Here is an 18,172-nt window from a genome sequence, read left to right on the forward strand (position 1 = left end):
TTCGGATACCGATAGAATTTGAATTCTGATAGTGTGCGGAACCATGAGTAACAAGAACGGGTCACAGCGACGTGGCCTGGCCATCGGTTGCGGCGGCACGGTCGGCGCGGCATGGATCGTCGCCGCGCTCGCCGCGGTGCGCGACGTGCTCGACTGGGATCCGCGCGAGGCCGACGTCCTGATCGGCACCTCGGCGGGTGCGGAGATGGTGACCATGCTCGGCAGCGGCATCGGCGTCGACGAACTGGTCGCCATGCAGGAAGGCCGGAGCACCCACCCGGCGCTGCTCGCGCACATGCGCGAGGAGCCGGGCCGCTTTCCGCCGCTGCCCCGCCTGGGACTCGGCGCACCGAGGCTGACGCTGCGCGGCGCGGGGTCCGCGCAGCGACTGCTCACCGCGGGCAGCGGCCTGCTGCCGATCGGCGGCGGCGACGCCGGGTGGTTGCAGCGGCTCGCCGAGCGGCTGAACCCTGGTCGCACCTGGGTGCCGCATCCGGCGACCTGGCTGGTCAGCATGGATCACGCGACCGCGCAACGGGTTCCGTTCGGCGCGCCGGACGCGCCCGCCGCCACCCTCGGCGAGGCGCTGCGCGCGTCCTGGGCGATCCCCGGCTGGTTCCCGCCGGTCCCGATCGCCGGACGCCGATTCGTCGACGGCGGCGCCGGGTCCACCGCGTCCGTGGATCTGCTCGCCGGGCAGGGGTTGGACGAGGTCGTGGTGCTCGCGCCGATGGCCTCCGCGTCACGGGTGCCCGCCACCGGCCCCGGTCACCTGCTCGAGCGTCAGCTCCGCGATCGGATGAGCGCCCAGCTCGCCGCGGAGATCGCCCAACTGCGCGCCGCGGGCACCCGCGTGCTGATGCTCGGCGCGACCGCCGAGGACCTCGCGGTGATGGGCCCCAACTTCATGGACGGCCGTCGCCGTCTCGACACCTTCCGCCACAGCCTGCGCAGCACCCGCCGCACCCTCGAACAAGGAGTCTTCGCGTGAGAATTCTCGGTCACGGTTATCCCGCCATCGAGTTACGGGACGCCCGGGTGCTGATCACCGGCGGCGGCCGCGGTATCGGCGAGTCCACCGCCCGGCTCTTCGCCGACGCCGGAGCCCACGTCGCCATCGCCGACGTCGACATCGCCGCGGGCGAGGCGGCCGCCGCGGCCATCGGCGCCCGAGCCTTCGAGCTGGACGTGCGCGCCCGCGACCAGTGGGACAAGGTCGTCGCCGAGCTCGGCCGCGTCGACATCCTGGTCAACAACGCGGGCGTGATGCCGGCGGGCGCGTTCCTCGACGAGCCGGACGCGGTCGGCCACGCCACCTTCGACATCAACGTCTGGGGCCTCATCCACGGCATGCGGGCGGTGGTGCCCGGGATGGTCGAGCGCGGGCGCGGCCACGTGGTGAACGTCGCCTCGCTGGCGGGCAAGATCCCGATTCCCGGCCTCGCCGTCTACAACGCGAGCAAGTTCGCCGCCGTAGGACTTTCCGCCGCAACGCGTTTGGAGTTCGTAGAGCGCGGCGTCAGCGTCAGCTGTGTGATGCCCTCGGCGGTGCGGACCCGGTTGTCCTCGGGGCTGACCCTGGGGCGCGGGATGCCGACGGTGGACCCGGAAGACGTGGCCGCGGCGATCGTGGGGACCGTGCAGACCCGCAAAGCCGAAGTGGCCGTGCCGAATTACCTCGCGCCCATCGATATCGCACTGGCCGCCGCGCCGGAACGCGCGGTGCAGTTGGTCCGAAAACTGTTCGACGGCAATCGCGCGCTGCATCCCGCCGACGCCGCTGTGCGGGCGAAGTACGAAGAACAGGTTCGCTCGATCACGAAGTGAGGCGCTCGGCTCCGCGCCTGGAGCCGCTGGGCATCGGCGCGGGTTCTCGTACCTCGTTGGTGGGCAATCACTTCGACGCGAGCAGTGCGCCGAGGGCGGCAGCGCCGTCGAGCAAAGCGCGCGAGCGGGCATCGATGCTCGCGTCGCGGGCGGCCAGCGCGGACGAGATGTCGTTTCCTCGGTTCGCGCGGCGCAGTTCTGGCATCAAGGCGCGCAGGGGGTCGATGCGGTAACCGGCCATCCGCAGCTGATGGACGATCCGGGCGTCTCGGACGTCGCTCGGCGTGTACTCGCGTGCACCCCTCGGGGTGTCGCGCCGTGGGAGGAGGAGCCCTTCGGCTTCCCAGTGCCTGAGGGTCGAGGTCCGCACGCCCAGTGCGCCCGCTAGTTCCGCGACGGTCATCGAGTCGCTCGGCCGCACATCGTCCACCGGCTCGACGGTGATCGCGGCGGCCGCCCGCTTCGCCGAGTCCAGGTCTCGGCGTTCGGTGGCGAGGCGGGCATGCGCGGCGTCCAGGAGAGCGAGCAGATCCGAATCCGGGTACCGGTGCGCGGCGCGCATGATCCGCTTGGCCTCGATAGGCCCGGCTCCCGCCGCGAACGCGCGATAAGCCTGGGCGGCACGCACGTGCGCTTCGGTGTAGGTCCGATAGCCTGCGGCCGTGCGCAGCGCGGGCGACAGCACACCGTCGCGCTCGAGGTTGCGCACTTGCTGCACGGAGCAACCCGCACGCCGGGCGACGTCGATCGTGCGCAGACCAGGCGATTTGCGACTTGTCATCCCACTTCCTGGGCGTTTTCCACGTGAAGTCTCCACAAGCACATGAATGAAACGCTAGAACACATGGAGATGAAGGAGATCATCGATTTCGTCCGAGGACTCGACGGAGTCCTGACACTCGAGCCACGCCCCGGCGACGGGTCACCCGAGATCAGCTGGGGCGACACCTTCTTCTACTACGCCCCCGACGGCGTCGTCCCCCGCACCCAGCCCTTCGCCACCATCGTGACCAAGGACTACCCCGACGACCAGACTTCGCGCTTGAACCGCCCCGACACCTTCCGCGTGAACTTCTTCGCCGGAAAGGAAGCCTTCACCGACCACCTCGGCCGCACACCCCGCGACCCCGCCCCGGACGACACCGACCCGAGCGCAACGGACACCCTCATCGCGCATCCGGTCTACGGGAAACAGGGCTGGCTGGCCGTGGTGAGCCCGGGTCCCCGCACGGAAACTACTGTCCTCGAACTGCTCCGAGCCGCCCACAACCTCGCCCGCTCCCGCTTCGACCGCCACGCCGGGAACGATCAGCCGACGGGGTGATCGGCCTGCCGAACGCCACGACCGCGCTTCGGCACGGCCTTTACCACCGCGTTCCCGGGCTCGGTTCCGTGCGGTCCTTGCGGTGAGCCCCCGCGACCACCGTGCGGCCTGTCAACCCCTGAACCACCCTTTGACTACCGTCGATAGAGAAATGGATTCGACGGTAGTCAAAGGGCGGTTGCCCAAGATCAAGTAGCCACCATATGACTCCCGCCGATTTCCGTAGCTCGGAGTGGTCACTTCGCGGCCTTGGTGCAGGCCGACGGCGAGGATGGCAGCGATCATGGCGGTCAGGGCGATGTGGACGAGGGGATCGTTTTGGAGCAGGGCCATTTCGAGCTCTCCTGGACGTGCACGGCCACCCGGTGCAGAACGTGACCCGGGTGTTCGAGGGGAACCGTAGGCACCGGTCGTCAGTTCCACAGACCACGGTTCGAAGGCGAAATTTCAGGGGCACGCACGCCGATGCGATCCGAAGGTTCACGTGATGGACGCGTGCGTTTCGAACTCCGTTCCCGTTCACATGGCAGTCATTCAGGAAGGGCGCGGCGCCGGGTCCGGTGGGGTGCGGCGGCCGTCGACTGTTAGTTGCCACTCAGTTGCTAACAGTTCCGCCCTGGCCGACGACAAGCCTTGCGGCCGACCGCTACTCACTCGACAGGAGCAGGAACGATGACGACCCGATCGGTGCGGCGCGCGGCGCCGATCCGCGCGATTGCCGCCCAATACGTCGCGGCGCTGATCGCGCTGGCGGCGACGGCCGTCTTCGGCTATCTGCTGCTGAATCCACCGCAGCCAGCGGGCACGGCGGACGCACCTCGCTCGAGCGTCACCCAGCCGCACTGACGCAATAACTAGACCGGTCGTCATAGCTCGAGGTACCTTGGCCGGGTGCCTCCACGAACCGACTCGCGGCAGCGCTTCCTCGACGCCGCCGCCGATCTCTTCCACACCAAGGGCTATCACGCCACGGGCCTGAACCAGCTGGTCAGCGCGGGCGGCGCCCCGAAGGGCTCGCTGTACTTCCATTTCCCCGGCGGCAAAGAGCAACTCGCGGCCGAGGCGCTGACCCAATCCAGCGCGCGACTGAGCGACACGCTGCGCGCGATCCTCGCCGACGGCGACACCGACGCGGTCTTCGCCGCCTTGGCGCAAAACCTGGAGGACTCCGATTTCGAGCGCGGCTGCCCGCTGGCGACGGTCGCCTTGGACGCCGCCGCCGAGAGCGAATTGATCCGGCAGGCCTGCGTCGCCGGGTTCGACTCCTGGCGCGTGGCGATCCACGACTTCCTGCTGGACAAGGGCGTCGACGCCGAGCGCGCGGCCAACCTCTCGGTCGTCGCGCTGAGCATGCTCGAGGGCGGGCTACTGCTCGCCAAGACCCAGCGCGACATCGCCCCGCTGCGCACCGTCGCCGACCACCTCCGCACCACCCTCGAAAGGGAGCTGCCCTGATGCGCGTCCACCACCTCGACTGCGGCACCATGCGTCCCTTCGGCGGCACCCTGCTCGACGGCGCGCCCGGCCTGCTGCGCCGCGCCGAAATGGTCTGCCACTGCCTGCTTCTCGAACTCGACGACCGGCTCGTCCTGATCGAGACCGGAATGGGCGAGCAGAGCGTGCGCCGCCCCGACGAATGGCTCGGCCGCCGCTTCATCACGCTCACCCGGCCGGTGTTCGACATCGAGCGCACCGCGGTGCGGCAGGTCGAGGCGCTGGGTTTCCGCCGCGAGGACGTGCGCGACATCGTGCTCACCCACCTCGATCTGGACCACGCGGGCGGCCTCGCCGACTTCCCGCACGCCACCGTGCACGTCTACGACGAAGAGCTGCGCGCCTTCCAGGGCGCGCACACCGCCCAGGAGCGATTCCGTTACCGCGCGGCGCAATTCGAGCACGGCCCGAAGTGGCAGTCCTATGCCGATCTCGGCGAGCCGTGGTTCGGCTTCGAGGCCGTGCGCGAACTGGCCGGGCTGCCGCCGAGCCTGCTGCTCGTGCCGCTGGCCGGACACACCCGCGGCCACGCGGGCGTCGCCGTCGACACCGGCGACGGCTGGCTGCTCGCCGCGGGCGACGCGTATTTCCATCCGGGCCAACTGGATCTGGCGCATCCGCACCAGCCACTCGGCGTGACGCTTTTCGAGCGCAGCGTCGAGACGCTCGGCGGCCCACGGCGCGAAAACCAGCAGCGCCTGCGCGATCTGCTCCGCGACCACGGCGACCAGGTGCGAATCTTCTCCGCGCACAACGCCGCCGAGCTGCGCGCCTGCCAAACCGTGCCCGCCTGAAACTCTTGACCGCTCAACCCTTCCCGGTTAACTTACAAATTGCAAGTTAAACGGGAAGGGTACGGCCATGGACGATCCCCGGCGGTATGTGGTCATCGGCGGCGGACTGGCGGGGCTCGCGTCCGCGGTCTGGCTCGCCGAAGCGGGTAAACAAGTCACGCTCCTGGAGCGCCGCGGACGGCTCGGCGGACGCACCCACGCCATGCGAGTCGACGCCGTAGACGATCCGCCCGACAACGGTCAGCACGTCATCGCCAGCGGCTACGAGCACCTGTTCCGCTACCTCACCAGCGTCGGCACCCGCGAACACGTCGCCTTCCCGCACCGCGCCACCCTCCGGTGGCCGGACGGGCGCTCGACGAGCATGTCCACCAAGGGATTCGGCGCGCTGCGCACCTTCCTCGGCGCGCATCCCGACGCGAGCGTGCCGGACCGGCTGCGCGCGGCCCGCGCCACGATGCGGCTCGGGTGGCAATGTCTGCGCCAGCCCGCCGATCTCGCCGACCTCACCACCGAGCAGTGGTTCCAGCGGGTCGGCATGCCCGCCAAAGCTCGTGAGGCGCTGTGGGATTGGCTCGCGCTCGGCATCGCCGCCGAGCCCGTGCAGCGCGAGTCGGCCAAGGTGTTCGCCGATGTCATGGCGACCGGCATCCGGCTGGGCGTCCGGCACCGGCGGCCGGTCACCATCGGCTACCCGACGACCGACCTCGACACGCTGTTCGTCACCGGGGCGCAGCGCGTTTTCGAGCGGCACGGGGTCGAGGTCGGATACCGGGCCATCGCCCGGCGCATCCAGATCGCCGACGGCAAGGTGACCGGCGTCGCGCTGGCCGACGGCTCGGTGCTGCCCGCCGACGCGGTGGTCTGCGCCGTGCCCAACTCCGCGATCGGCGGCCTGCTCGACGACCTGCCCGAGCACGCCGAAATCTACGCGGCGGCGGACAAACTCGGCTACACGCCGATCGTCAGCACCAACCTGTACCTGGACCGCCCGCTGGGCACCGCGGCCGAGTTCGAGGCGCTGATCGGCGGCACCGGCGTCATCGACGAGGTCTTCGACCGCCAGCTGATGACCGGTCGGAACACCGACAAGGCCTGGCTGTACTGCCTGACCACCAGCGGCGCCTACGAGCAGATCCACAAGTCCAACGACGCGATCGTCGCCGAACAGCTCGACCTGCTGCGCCGCTACTACCCGGCGGCCGCCGCGGCCCGCGTCGTGCAGGCCCACGTGGTGCGCATGCCGAGGGCGACGTTCTCGCAGGTGCTCGGCACGCACGCACTGCGACCGGCCCAACGCACCTCGATCCCCACGCTGGTGCTCGCGGGCGACTGGACCGCCACCGACTGGTCGGCGACGATGGAGAGCGCTGTGCAGAGTGCGGCGAAGGCAGTTGATCTCTTGCTTGCGCTACCGTCTGTGCCGTGACCACGGAGCGAGCCTCCCGCGCCCCCAAGCGGCGCATGTCCGCCGCCGATCGCCGCAACCAACTGCTGGACGTCGCCCGCGACATCGCCGTCGCCGAGGGGTTCGGCGCGGTCGGCATCGAGCGTGTCGCCCGCACCGCCGACGTCGCGCGGGCGCTGGTCTATCAACAGTTCACCGATCTACCCGGGCTGATGTCGGCGCTGCTCGACCGGGAGACCGCGATCGCGCTGGCCGGCGTGCGCAGCGTGGACTGGATCGGCACCGGCGACGACGTCGACCAGGTCGGCCGCGGCGTGCTCGCCTACCTGCACGCCGCGCCGACCAGCTGGCGGATCATGCTCAGCCCGCCCGAAGGCGGCCCGCCCGAGCTGCGCGAACGGCTGGAGACGGGTCGCGCCTACGCGCGGGCGATCGGCGCGCGACACCTCTCCCGGTACGCCGGGGTCACCATCGATCCGAACGGCGCGACGGAACGGATCATGCTGGCCGCCGTCGAGGAACTGGCTCGGCTGCACCTGACCGACCCCGCCGCGTATCCGGACGAAGTCGTACTGCGCTACTTGCGCTCACTCGTGGACTGGGCCGTCGGCGTCGAGACGGGAGCGCTCGACGGCGCCTGAACCTTCCTCGGGGCCACACGACCGGGGCTCAGCTGTCGGAGGGCACCGGCTCCAGGATCTGCGGACGCGGTTCCGGGGCGGCGATTCGCAGCGCGTCGGCCGAGGCGTCGTCGGGCTGGGTCTGCGACCGGATCTCGGCCTGGACCCGCGCCTGATAGGTGCGGATCTCACGGTCGATCTCCGCCTCGTCCCAGCCGAGTACCGGCGCGACCAGCCGCGCCACCTGTTCGGCGCAGTGCGCGCCGCGGTGCGAGTACTCGATGGAGATCCTGGTGCGGCGGGCCAGAATGTCGTCCAGGTGCAGCGCGCCCTCGGCCGCCGCCGCGTACACGGCCTCCACCTGGAGATACGAAGGCGCCTCGGTGATCGGCTGCAACAGCTCCGGCTTGCCCTCGGCCAGCGCCATCACCTCGTCGATCAGCGACCCGTAGCGATCGAGCAGATGCTTGACCCGGTACGGGTGGATGCCGTATGCCTCGGCCAGCTGCACGGTCTGATTGACCAGCGCGAAGTAGCCATCCGCGCCGAGCAGCGGCACCTTCTCCGTGATCGACGGCGAGACCCTGGCCGGAATGTCCTGCGCCGCTTCGTCCACCGCGTCGTAGGCCATCACGCGGTAGGTGGTGTACTTGCCGCCCGCGATCGCGACCAGCCCCGGCGCGATCCGGGCCACCGCGTGCTCCCGCGAGAGCTTGGAGGTGGAATCGCTTTCGCCCGCGAGCAGCGGCCGCAGTCCCGCGTAGACGCCGGTGATGTCGTCGCTGGTCAGCGGGATGACGAGCACCTGGTTCACCCGGTCGAGCAGGTAGTCGATGTCCGCCTTGGTGGCGGCCGGGTGCGCCAGGTCCAGATTCCAGTCGGTGTCGGTGGTGCCGATGATCCAGAACGCGCCCCACGGGATGACGAACAACACCGAGGTGGCCGTGCGCAGGATGATCGCGGCATCGCTGACGATGCGGTCGCGCGGCACCACGACGTGTACGCCCTTGGAAGCGCGCACATGGAACCGGCCGCGATTGTGCGAGAGGGCTTGGACTTCGTCGGTCCACACGCCGGTCGCGTTGATCACCACGTGCCCCCGCGCCTCGCCGGAACGCCCGTCCTCGCTGTCCCGGATCCGCACGCCGACGATCCGATCCGACTCCCGGAGGAACCCGACGACCTGCGTGGAGGTGCGGATCACCGCGCCGTAGTGCGCGGCCGTGCGCGCGACCGTCATGGTGTGGCGGGCGTCGTCGACGACCGTGTCGTAATAGCTGACGCCGCCGATCAGCGAATCGCGCCGCAGCCCGGGCGCCAACCGCAGCGCACCCGCCCGTGACAGATGCCGCTGTCCGGGAACGGATTTCGCGCCACCCATGGTGTCGTAGAGCACCAGACCCGCCGCCACGTACGGCCGTTCCCAGCCGCGGTGGGTCAGCGGGTACAGAAAGCGCAGCGGCTTCACCAGGTGCGGCGACAGCGTGGCCAGCGCCAGTTCCCGCTCCTTCAGCGCCTCGCGCACCAGTCCGAACTCCAGCTGCTCCAGATACCGCAGCCCGCCGTGGAACATCTTCGACGACCGGCTCGACGTGCCGGAGGCCAGATCACGCGCCTCGACCAGCGCGACCGAGAGACCGCGGGTCGCCGCGTCGAGCGCGATACCGGCGCCGACCACCCCGCCGCCGATGACCACCACGTCGAAATGTTCCTTGCCCAACCGCTCCCAGGCCGCACGGCGCTGCTCTGGACCGAGGAACTGCGATTCCGGTTTCATGGTCATGCTCGACTCCTCCAGCCGACGCGCCTGCGTCGGACGTCGCGGGTCTTCACGGGCACAGATCGAGCTGTTCTCGTACAGGCTATGCGAATCGCCGCACCGGCGCCGGTCGGCACGTGGTCCGTGTGTCTTTTAGAACTACTCGCCGGTAACCAGTCAGCATAACGGGCGCAGCCGGACGAAGTGCGCCCACAGCCGCGCACGGCCGGAGCGCAGGCGGAGGTACGCCTAGTCGGCGGGCGGGCATGTCGCGATGTGATACCGAGCGCGAGGGACGTTTAGTAGCCTGCTGCAATGCGTCGCTATGTGGCCGCCATCGATCAGGGCACGACATCGAGCAGGTGCATCGTCTTCGACCGGCGTGGCCGCGTCGTCGGGGTGGCCCAGCGCGAACACGAGCAGATCTTCCCCAGGCCGGGATGGGTCGAGCACGATCCCGAAACCATTTGGCGCAACACGGAACTCGTGCTCGGCGAGGTGCTGGAGCAGAACGGGCTCGGCCCCGGCGACATCGCCGCCGTCGGCATCACCAACCAGCGCGAGACCACCGTGGTCTGGGAACGCGCCACCGGCAAGCCGATTCACAACGCCATCGTCTGGCAGGACACGCGCACCGATCGACTGGTCGCCGAACTCGGCGGGGACGCGGGGCCGACCCGCTACCAGGACCGCACCGGCCTGCCGCTGTCCACCTACTTCGCGGGACCCAAGCTGCGCTGGATGCTGGACAACGTGCCGGGCGCACAGGAGCGCGCCGAGGCGGGCGAGCTGTGCTTCGGCACCATCGACAGCTGGGTGCTGTGGAATCTGACCGGACTGCACGTCACCGACGTCACCAACGCCTCGCGCACCATGCTCATGGATCTGAAGACGCTGCAATGGGATTCGGAGATCTGCGCGGACTTCCGCGTGCCGGAGGCGATGCTGCCCGAGATCCGCAGCTCGTCGGAGGTGTACGGCGAGATCTCCTCCGGTCCGCTGCGAGGGGTTCCGGTCGCGGGCATCCTCGGCGACCAGCAGGCGGCCACCTTCGGTCAAGCCTGCCTTGTTCCCGGCGAGGCCAAGAACACCTACGGCACAGGCAATTTCATGCTCCTCAACACCGGGACCACCCCCGTGTGGAGCAAGCACGGGCTGCTCACCACGGTCTGCTACCGGCTCGGTGACCAACCCGCGGTGTACGCGCTGGAAGGCTCCATCGCGGTGACCGGTTCGCTGGTGCAGTGGTTCCGCGACAACCTCGGCATCATCGATTCCGCCGAGGAGATCGAGCGGCTGGCGGCCGGCGTCGAGGACAACGGCGGCGCCTACATCGTGCCCGCGTTCTCCGGGCTGTTCGCCCCGCGCTGGCGGCCCGACGCGCGCGGCGTCATCGCGGGGCTGACCCGCTTCGTCAACAAGGCCCATTTGGCGCGGGCCGTCTTGGAATCCACCGCGTTCCAGACCTACGAGGTGGTCGAGGCGATGCGCGCCGACGCCGAATCACAGAAGCTGGACCTGGAACTGACCACGCTGAAGGTCGACGGCGGCATGACCGCCAACGATCTGCTCATGCAATTCCAGTCCGACATCCTGGAGGTGCCGGTGGTCCGGCCGGTCGTCACCGAGACCACCGCGCTCGGCGCCGCTTACGCCGCGGGGCTGGCCGTCGGCTACTGGTCCGGCACCGACGACATCCGCGCCAACTGGGCCGCCGACACCACCTGGCAGCCGAGCATGAGCGCCGAAGACCGCGAAAAGCACATCGCGGCGTGGAACAAGGCTGTCGAGCGGACCTACGACTGGGTCGACTGAGCGCGCGTCATCCGGCGTGCGCCGCGGCCAGCCGGGCGACGGCCTCCTCGAGCACCGCCGCTTCGGACGTGGTGAAGCACATGCGCATCGAATTGCGGTAGCCGTTCTCGACCGCGAACGCGGCGCCCGGCACATAAGCGACGCCCGCCTCCAGCGCGCGCGGCAGCAATTGCCGGGTGTCGGTGCCGTCGGTGAAATCGGCCCAGACGAACATGCCGCCCGCGGCGTCGGTGCAGACGACGCGGTCGCCGAAACCGGTGCGCACCGCGTGCACCAGCGCCTTGGCCCGCTCGCCGTAGACGCCGCGGACGTGGTCCACGTGCGTGGTGAGCCAGTCCCGGTCCGCGAGCAGGTCGGCCGCGATCTGCTGGGTGAGCGCCGAACCGCACAGGTCCGCGCCCTGTTTCAGCAATTCCACCGCCCGGCACACCGCGTCGGGCGCGACCATCCAGCCGACCCGCAGGCTCGGGGACAGGATCTTGGATGCGCTGGAGAGCCGAATCACGTTGGGCGAGTACGTCGCGACCGGTTCCGGGGCGGGCCGGTCGAACCAGAGCTCGCCGTACGGGTCGTCCTCGATCACCCAGAAGCCTTGCGCCGCAGCAAGTTCCGCGAGTTCACGGCGGCGCGCGGTACTCATGGTCACCCCGCCCGGATTGTGGAAGTTGCTGACCGTGTGCACCACCGCGGGCCGCTCGCCGCGCGCGAGCAGGTCGCGCAGCACGTCGACGCGCATGCCCTCGCCGTCCAGCGGCACGGCGACGATGCGCGCTCCGGCCGCGCGGAACACCTGGAGCGCGCCGACGTACGCCGGGTCCTCGACGACAACCAGCGCACCCGGGTCGAGCAGGACCTCGGCGAGCAGCGACAGCGCCTGCTGCGAGCCGTGCGTCACGAACACCTCGTCGATCGGCACGCGACGCCCGAGCCGGGCGGACTCGCGCTCGGCGAGCACGTCGCGCAACGGCGCCCAACCGGGCGATTCGGTGTATTGCAGGCAGCCGGGTCCATTCAGCGCCGCCTCGGCCGCGGCCGCGATGCGCTCACGCGGCATCAGCTCGGCGTCCGGCAAGCCACCCGCGAGGCTGATCACCTCGGCCCGCGCGGTGAGCTTGAGCAGGTCACGAATCGCCGAGCTCTTCAGTCCGCCGAGCTTGGCTGCCAGCGGTGGAACAGTCGGCGACATGGAAACCTCCCAGGGGAACGCCACGGTACGCGTCATCCCACTGTGTCACACCGCTACCAGAATATGAAATTCCAATCTCATATCATGAGACGCGCTGGTTCACCACGAGCGCGCCCGCATGCTCAGGATCAGCGTCTTGCCGTCCCGGCTGACGGTCTGCACCACCTGGGGGTAGACGATGGGCGAGCTGCCGGGCCGGTACTCGGTCAGGTCGACCTCGAAGGTGTCCGCGGTCACCTGAGCGATGCGCAAGCAGTGGGTGGTGCCGACCGGGATCTGATCGTTGATGGCCGCCTGGATGGTCTCGGCCGGTGAGACGTTGACGGAATCCGGCGCCACATACCTGCGCGCCTTCTCGCCGCTGCGCTCGACGTAGAACCCGTGCTGGAAGCCGAGGATCGCGTCGGGGCCCGAGTCGAATCCACCCGCGCCGTTCCCGACGGTCACCCTGTCGTCCTTGCTCGGCACGCAGCCCCGCCCGACACTCGAATCGGAAGGCGGTGCGGCCGTCGTGCCTTCGTCGCCGCCGCCGTTGACCGCGACGATGGTCACGACCAGACCGATCAGCACGGCGACCGCGGCCGCCACGCCGAGCACGACCCAGCGTTTGTTGCCGCCGCCGGAGCCGCCGGTGGCCGCGACGGGCGCACCGGGCGCGAGCCGCTTGGCGATGGGATCGTCGGCCCAGGACAGGCCTGGGTCGGTGGTTGGCGGCGGCTTGGGCACCTCGCCGGATTCGCTCGGGCTGTTCCACCAGCGTTCCGGCGTGCCGCCGGCCGGCGCCGCGGTATGCCGCACGGTCGCGTCGGCGGACACGTCCCGCTCGACGTCGGGGGCGGGCGCCGGACGGGCCTGCGGTGCGGGCGGGTTGTCCGGGAAGACCGTCGTATCGGGAGCGCGGTACTGCGGCGGCGTCGGCGGCACGGGCGGCGCCTCCGCGGCGGGGCGCCAGCCGACATCCGGATGGTCGCCCGGGGGTTCGGGCCACTGCGGGCCGACCTCCCCCAACTGGGGACCACCGAACTCGTTCAGCGGCGGACCGAAATCGCCGCCGCCGACCGACGGGCCGAAATCCCCTGTCGGCGGGCCGAAATCGTTCAGCGGCGGACCGAACTGCGACCCGGGCTTGTCGGCTTCGTTGTCCTTCGCGTCACCTTCGGAGCCCACACCCAATCCTTTCCCCAGAACACACGTGTGGGGCGGTCGAGAACGACCGCCCCACCCGCTGAACAGCTCGTGTCAGTACTGGAACGAGCCACCCCACTGCGTGGTCACGCCAGCCACGTCGACCGTCTGCGGAGCCAAGTCGCCCGGCGGGACAATCGGCGGAAGTTTAACCTGCGCGGCGGCTTCCAGCGCGGCGGCACCACCCGGCTGAGCGGCGATCCACTGCTCGACCGACGCCTTGGCCAGGTTCACCTGGGTGGTGTCGAGCACGAACGAGTTGGTGTTGGGGGCCAGACCCTCGCCACCGGTGTAGCTGGTGACCTTGATCGTGTTGACGTCGACGAACTCGACCGACACACCGGCCTCGCCCTTACCGGTCGGGGTGTTGTACCCGATCGTGCCGACGTAACCGGCCTCGTTGCTGAAGTGGTGGGTGTTGGCCACATAACCGGGCAGCACGGCGCCGCCGTCGATGTTCGCGCCGAATTCCTGGTGCGGACCGCTCATTTCGACGACCGGGGCGGCGGGCGCGGCCTGCAGACGCGGCGCCTCCCAGCGCGGTTCCTGCACCAGCGTCTCCGACTGCGACGGCGCGGAGGAACCCGGCCGATCCGGCTGCGCGGCACGCGCGTCGGCGTCGCCGCCCGGCTGAGCGCCGCTCTCGCCGCCCGGACGGGTTTCGCCCGGCTGACCCGGCTTCGGGTCTTCGGCCTCGGTACCAGGAACCACGACCGGCTGCGCGGGCTCCGTCTGCCCCGGCACTGGCAGCGGCGCGACGCGCGGGCTGGTGACGCCCGGCTGGCTCGGCACGGTTAGTTTCGGGTCCTTCTTCGGATCCGGCATCACCTGGTTCGGATCCGGGGTGTTGACACCCGGCTGGCTCGGCGTCGGCGCGCTCTCCGGCTTGTTCGGGTCCGACTGCTGCGAGTTGCCCGGATCCGGCTTGGTGGTCTCCGGCGTGTTCTGCGCCTCCGGCGTCTCGGTGCCCGGCTGGACCGGTGCCGGCGTGGTCGGCGTGCTCGGATCGTTCGGAACTGCCCCCGCCGGCGCCGCGAACAATGTAGCCACTGCGGCCGCGGTGGCCAGTGGCAATGAGGTGCTCGCCATCGCTCGCTGCGCCCGACTCGGCTTACGATGTTTCACTTTTCGCCAATCCCTTTCCCGGGTGCGGCCGAATCGGTCGCACTCAGTTTGTCCCTGGTGAGACGCACCGCGATCGCCGAACGACCCGAGGGCCGTTCGCTGTTCGGTTTCGGAAAGGACCTTCCCCCCACACCAGAACCACGCGACCGCCCGCCGATCGCATCTCTGCGGGCAGTCAACCACATGTGCGGCGTGCAGGCAACGCAGTGAAATACCCGAGCCGACAACGTCACTCGACGCGACGACCGGCGGCGCCGCGAGAACCGCGGCGCTGTGCGTCAATCCAGGTCGTCGTGGCGCATGAGCAGGCGGGCGGCCTCGGTGACCGAGCCGGTGAGCGACGGGTACACCGAGAAGGTCTGGGCCAGATCGTTGACCGTCAGGTTGTTCTGCACCGCGAGCGCGATCGGCAGGATCAGCTCGGAGGCGATCGGCGCGACAACGACGCCGCCGATCACCACGCCAGTGGCCGGGCGGCAGAAGATCTTGACGAAGCCGCGGCGCAGGCTCGACATCTTGGCCCGCGGGTTGGTGTTCAGCGGCAGCATCACAGTCCGCGCGGGTACCTCGCCGTTGTCGATCGCGTTCTGGCTGACGCCGACCGTCGCGATCTCCGGCCTGGTGAACACGGCCGAGGCGACGGTCTTGAGCCGAATCGGGCTGACGCCCTCACCCAGCGCGTGATACATCGCGATGCGCCCCTGCATGGCCGCCACCGAGGCGAGCGGCAGCAAGCCGGTGCAGTCGCCCGCGGCGTAGATGCCGGACACCGAGGTGCGCGAGACGCGATCGACCCGCAGGTAGCCGCCGCGATCGAGATCGACCCCGGCCTCTTCCAGGCCCAGATCGTTGGTATTGGGCGTGGAACCCACGGTCATCAGCGCGTGCGTGCCCGCCACGGTGCGGCCGTCGGAGAGCTTGACCACGATGCCCTCCGCGGTGCGCTCGACGGCGTCGGCCCTGGCGTGCTTCACCAGCTCGACGCCGCGCTCGGCCAGCGCTTCCTCGAGCACGAGGGCGGCGTCGGCGTCCTCGTGCGGCAGCACCCGGTCGCGGCTGGACACCAGCTTCACCCGGACGCCCAATTCCGTGTAGGCGGAGACGAATTCGGCGCCGGTCACGCCGGAACCGACCACCACCAACGTCTCCGGCAGCTCGCGCAGGTCGTACAGCTGACGCCAGTTCAGGATGCGCTCGCCGTCAGGTTCGGCGCCCGGCAGCACGCGCGGGCTCGCGCCGGTCGCGATCAGCACCACCTCGGCCTCGATCAGCCGCTCGCGCTCGCGACCGCCGTCGAGACCGACGAACACGCGATGCGGCGCCCGCCCGCCGCCGTTCTCGGCCAGCCGGGCGGAGCCGGAGAGGACGGTCACGCCCGCGGACTGCAACTTGGAGCGGATGTCGGAGGACTGGGCCAGCGCCAGCGCCTTGACGCGCGAGTTCACCTCGGGCAGCCGCACGCCCGCCTGGCTCGGGTCGAGCGTGATTCCGAGATCCCTGGCCCGGCGCAGATCGGTGCGCACACCGGTGGAGGCGATGAAGGTCTTGGACGGGACACAGTCCCACAACACACACGCGCCACCGATGCCGTCGCGGTCGATCAGTGTCACGTCCGCGCCGTGCTGGGCCGCGACCAAGGCCGCCTCATAGCCGGCCGGTCCGCCACCGATGATCGCAATGCGGGTCATGGATACCTCCGCTCGAGCTGTCGACCGGGATCTCCGGTACCTGGCTAACGTTAGTGGTCGGGGCGCTGTCGGGCTCGCCACACCTGGCCGTTGCGCCGGGAACACGACGTCATGTGGGCGGGATAGCGGCGATCCGGTGTCATCATTGGCTACCCTTTGCAGGTGCCGATCTACGCCGCCTACGGGTCCAACATGGACTCGACCCAGATGCTCGAGCGCTGTCCGCACTCCCCCATGTCCGGAACCGGCTGGTTGGAGGGCTGGCGGCTGACCTTCGCCGGCGACGACATCGGGTGGGAAGGGCCGCTGGCGACGGTCGTCGAGGAACCGGGTTCCCGGGTGTTCGTCGTGCTCTACGACGTCTCCCCCGAGGACGAGCAGCTGCTGGACCGCTGGGAGGGCTCGGACTTCGGCATCCACAAGAAGATCCGGCTGCGCGTCACCCCGAGCCCGGGCAGCGGGACCGAGCCGCGGCTGGCCTGGCTGTACGTGCTGGATGCCTACGAGGGCGGCCTACCGTCGGCGCGCTATCTGGGCGTGATGGCCGACGCGGCCGAAAAGGCGGGCGCGCCAGAGGATTACGTGCACGCGCTACGGACGCGGAACAGCCGCAACGTGGGACCGGGCAACTATTCGAGCTGAGACGCCGAACCCCGCCGCCGGAGCATCCGGGCGGCGGGGTTCGTTCGTTTCGCTCGTTCGGACGCCTCAGCGGGGCGGCGTCTGCAACACGATGTTCGACAGCACCCGCACGCCCACCGCGAGCGCGCGCTCGTCGATGTCGAAGGTCGGCTGGTGCAGATCCAGCTGCTCGCCGTGCCCGGACCAGACGCCGAGTCGCGCCATCGCGCCCGGCACCTCCTCCAGGTACCAGGAGAAGTCCTCGCCGCCGCCGGACTGGATGGTGTCGGCCAGCGCGTCGGGGCCCAGTGCGCGGATGGCGTCCTCGAAGATCCTGGTCGAGTGCTCGTCGTTGACCACCGGCGGCACGCCGCGGCGGTAGTTGAGCTGGTACCGCACGCCGGTCGGCGCGAGCAGCCCGTCGACGATCTCGTGCACCATCGGCTCGAGCAGCGACCAGGTCGCGTGATCGCCGGTCCGGACGGTGCCGGTGAGCATGCCCGTCTGCGGTATGGCGTTCGGCGCCTTCCCCGCCGACACCGCGCCCCACACCATCACGGTGCTGGTCCGCGGATCGATGCGGCGGCTGAGCAGGCCGGGCAAGCCGGTGATCACGGTGCCGATGGCGTAGACGAGGTCGCTGGTCAGGTGGGGACGCGAGGTGTGGCCGCCCGGCGAGTCGAGCACCAGCTCGATGGTGTCGGCGGCCGAGGTGATCGCGCCGACCCGGATGCCGACCCGGCCGACCTCCAGACGCGGATCGCAGTGCAGCGCGAAGATCCGCTCGACGCCCTCCATCACACCCGCGGCGACCAGGTCGATCGCGCCGCCCGGCATGACTTCCTCGGCGGGCTGGAAGACCAGCCGCACGCCGACCGGCAAGTCCGGGATCTCCGCGAGCGCGAGCGCGGTGCCGAGCAGGATGGTGGTGTGCGCGTCGTGGCCGCAGGCGTGCGAGACGCCGGGCACGGTCGAGGCGAAACTGAGGCCGGTGAACTCCTGCAGCGGGAGCGCGTCCATATCGGCGCGCAGGCCGATGCGCGGTCCCTCGGGGCCGATGTCACAGATCAGGCCGGTGCCGCCGGGCATCTTCTGCGGGGAGAGACCCGCCTTGGTCAGCCAGGCCGCGACGAACTCGGTCGTGCCGAACTCGGTGCGCGAGAGCTCCGGGTTCGCGTGGATGTGCCTGCGCCACTGCACGAGGTCGACAGCGTGCTCGGCCAGCCACGATTCGACCGCATCCCGGGCGGTCCCGACGGTGTCCGTCGCGACGCCGCCCGGCGCCTCCGGGGTCAGGCACGCCGCGCCCATCGGGCCGGTGGCTCG

General features: G+C 70.0%; 17 protein-coding genes. 10 read left to right on the plus strand and 7 right to left on the minus strand.

Translation table 11 applies throughout. The features are described 5' to 3' along the window. The first annotated feature begins 43 nt into the window (after nucleotides 1-43). Nucleotides 44-991 (plus strand): patatin-like phospholipase family protein, encoded by a 948-nt coding sequence (locus FB390_RS00670; RefSeq protein WP_141807203.1) that lies wholly within the window; start codon nucleotides 44-46, stop codon nucleotides 989-991. Further along, entirely contained in the window at nucleotides 988-1,827 is an 840-nt protein-coding gene (locus tag FB390_RS00675; protein ID WP_141807204.1) for an SDR family oxidoreductase, read from the plus strand. Before FB390_RS00670 ends, FB390_RS00675 begins: the two co-directional genes overlap by 4 nt. A 67-nt stretch (nucleotides 1,828-1,894) precedes the next feature. On the opposite strand, the gene FB390_RS00680 is transcribed toward FB390_RS00675, so the two are convergent. After that, a complete protein-coding gene (locus FB390_RS00680; protein ID WP_141807205.1) occupies nucleotides 1,895-2,608 on the minus strand; it encodes a MerR family transcriptional regulator in 714 nt (237 codons plus the stop codon). A 63-nt stretch (nucleotides 2,609-2,671) separates the two neighbouring features. Between FB390_RS00680 and FB390_RS00685 the strand changes: the two genes are divergently transcribed. The 6 genes from FB390_RS00685 to FB390_RS00705 all read left to right on the plus strand — a co-directional run bounded on the left by FB390_RS00685 (nucleotide 2,672) and on the right by FB390_RS00705 (nucleotide 7,488). Continuing rightward, nucleotides 2,672-3,151, plus strand: coding sequence for a DUF6194 family protein (locus FB390_RS00685; protein ID WP_141807206.1), 480 nt, complete (start codon nucleotides 2,672-2,674; stop codon nucleotides 3,149-3,151). Nucleotides 3,152-3,823: 672 nt separating this feature from the next. Further along, entirely contained in the window at nucleotides 3,824-3,997 is a 174-nt protein-coding gene (locus tag FB390_RS33340) for a hypothetical protein (RefSeq protein ID WP_185756902.1), read from the plus strand. 45 nt (nucleotides 3,998-4,042) lie between these two features. Continuing rightward, nucleotides 4,043-4,606 (plus strand): TetR/AcrR family transcriptional regulator, encoded by a 564-nt coding sequence (locus FB390_RS00690; protein WP_141807207.1) that lies wholly within the window; start codon nucleotides 4,043-4,045, stop codon nucleotides 4,604-4,606. After that, the gene (locus FB390_RS00695) at nucleotides 4,606-5,439 is read left to right on the plus strand and encodes an MBL fold metallo-hydrolase (RefSeq protein WP_141807208.1); all 834 of its coding nucleotides are present in this window, start codon (nucleotides 4,606-4,608) and stop codon (nucleotides 5,437-5,439) included. The genes FB390_RS00690 and FB390_RS00695 overlap by 1 nt, the downstream gene beginning before the upstream one ends. Nucleotides 5,440-5,506: 67 nt before the next feature. Next, nucleotides 5,507-6,868, plus strand: coding sequence for a hydroxysqualene dehydroxylase HpnE (gene hpnE / locus FB390_RS00700; protein ID WP_141807209.1), 1,362 nt, complete (start codon nucleotides 5,507-5,509; stop codon nucleotides 6,866-6,868). Beyond that, nucleotides 6,865-7,488 carry a TetR/AcrR family transcriptional regulator gene (locus FB390_RS00705; protein WP_425465834.1) on the plus strand — a complete coding sequence of 208 codons (624 nt, stop codon included), beginning with the start codon at nucleotides 6,865-6,867 and terminating at the stop codon, nucleotides 7,486-7,488. Before hpnE ends, FB390_RS00705 begins: the two co-directional genes overlap by 4 nt. Before the next feature lie 28 nt (nucleotides 7,489-7,516). On the opposite strand, the gene FB390_RS00710 is transcribed toward FB390_RS00705, so the two are convergent. Continuing rightward, nucleotides 7,517-9,250: a glycerol-3-phosphate dehydrogenase/oxidase gene (locus FB390_RS00710; RefSeq protein ID WP_141807210.1), complete on the minus strand. Its 1,734-nt coding sequence runs from the start codon at nucleotides 9,248-9,250 to the stop codon at nucleotides 7,517-7,519. A 291-nt stretch (nucleotides 9,251-9,541) separates the two neighbouring features. Here FB390_RS00710 and glpK point away from each other — a divergent pair, with 291 nt between their 5' ends. Further along, a complete protein-coding gene (gene glpK / locus FB390_RS00715) occupies nucleotides 9,542-11,041 on the plus strand; it encodes a glycerol kinase GlpK (RefSeq protein WP_141807211.1) in 1,500 nt (499 codons plus the stop codon). A gap of 7 nt (nucleotides 11,042-11,048) precedes the next feature. Here glpK and FB390_RS00720 read toward each other — a convergent pair whose 3' ends face one another. From FB390_RS00720 to FB390_RS00735, 4 genes are all read right to left on the minus strand, one after another. Beyond that, the gene (locus tag FB390_RS00720) at nucleotides 11,049-12,227 is read right to left on the minus strand and encodes an aminotransferase-like domain-containing protein (RefSeq protein ID WP_141807212.1); all 1,179 of its coding nucleotides are present in this window, start codon (nucleotides 12,225-12,227) and stop codon (nucleotides 11,049-11,051) included. A 99-nt stretch (nucleotides 12,228-12,326) separates the two neighbouring features. After that, nucleotides 12,327-13,394: a DUF8176 domain-containing protein gene (locus FB390_RS00725; RefSeq protein WP_246123794.1), complete on the minus strand. Its 1,068-nt coding sequence runs from the start codon at nucleotides 13,392-13,394 to the stop codon at nucleotides 12,327-12,329. A gap of 72 nt (nucleotides 13,395-13,466) precedes the next feature. Beyond that, complete coding sequence (locus FB390_RS00730) at nucleotides 13,467-14,501, minus strand: hypothetical protein (RefSeq protein ID WP_246123795.1); 1,035 nt, start codon at nucleotides 14,499-14,501, stop codon at nucleotides 13,467-13,469. A gap of 314 nt (nucleotides 14,502-14,815) precedes the next feature. Further along, the gene (locus FB390_RS00735) at nucleotides 14,816-16,225 is read right to left on the minus strand and encodes an NAD(P)H-quinone dehydrogenase (protein WP_141807214.1); all 1,410 of its coding nucleotides are present in this window, start codon (nucleotides 16,223-16,225) and stop codon (nucleotides 14,816-14,818) included. A gap of 162 nt (nucleotides 16,226-16,387) precedes the next feature. Here FB390_RS00735 and FB390_RS00740 point away from each other — a divergent pair, with 162 nt between their 5' ends. Beyond that, nucleotides 16,388-16,867: a gamma-glutamylcyclotransferase family protein gene (locus FB390_RS00740; RefSeq protein WP_067843310.1), complete on the plus strand. Its 480-nt coding sequence runs from the start codon at nucleotides 16,388-16,390 to the stop codon at nucleotides 16,865-16,867. A 66-nt stretch (nucleotides 16,868-16,933) separates the two neighbouring features. On the opposite strand, the gene FB390_RS00745 is transcribed toward FB390_RS00740, so the two are convergent. Then, entirely contained in the window at nucleotides 16,934-18,142 is a 1,209-nt protein-coding gene (locus FB390_RS00745; protein ID WP_141811464.1) for a M20 family metallopeptidase, read from the minus strand. Between the last annotated feature and the right edge of the window lie 30 nt (nucleotides 18,143-18,172).

The sequence above is a fragment of the Nocardia bhagyanarayanae genome (genome assembly GCF_006716565.1).
In the GTDB taxonomy this organism is placed as follows: domain Bacteria; phylum Actinomycetota; class Actinomycetes; order Mycobacteriales; family Mycobacteriaceae; genus Nocardia; species Nocardia bhagyanarayanae.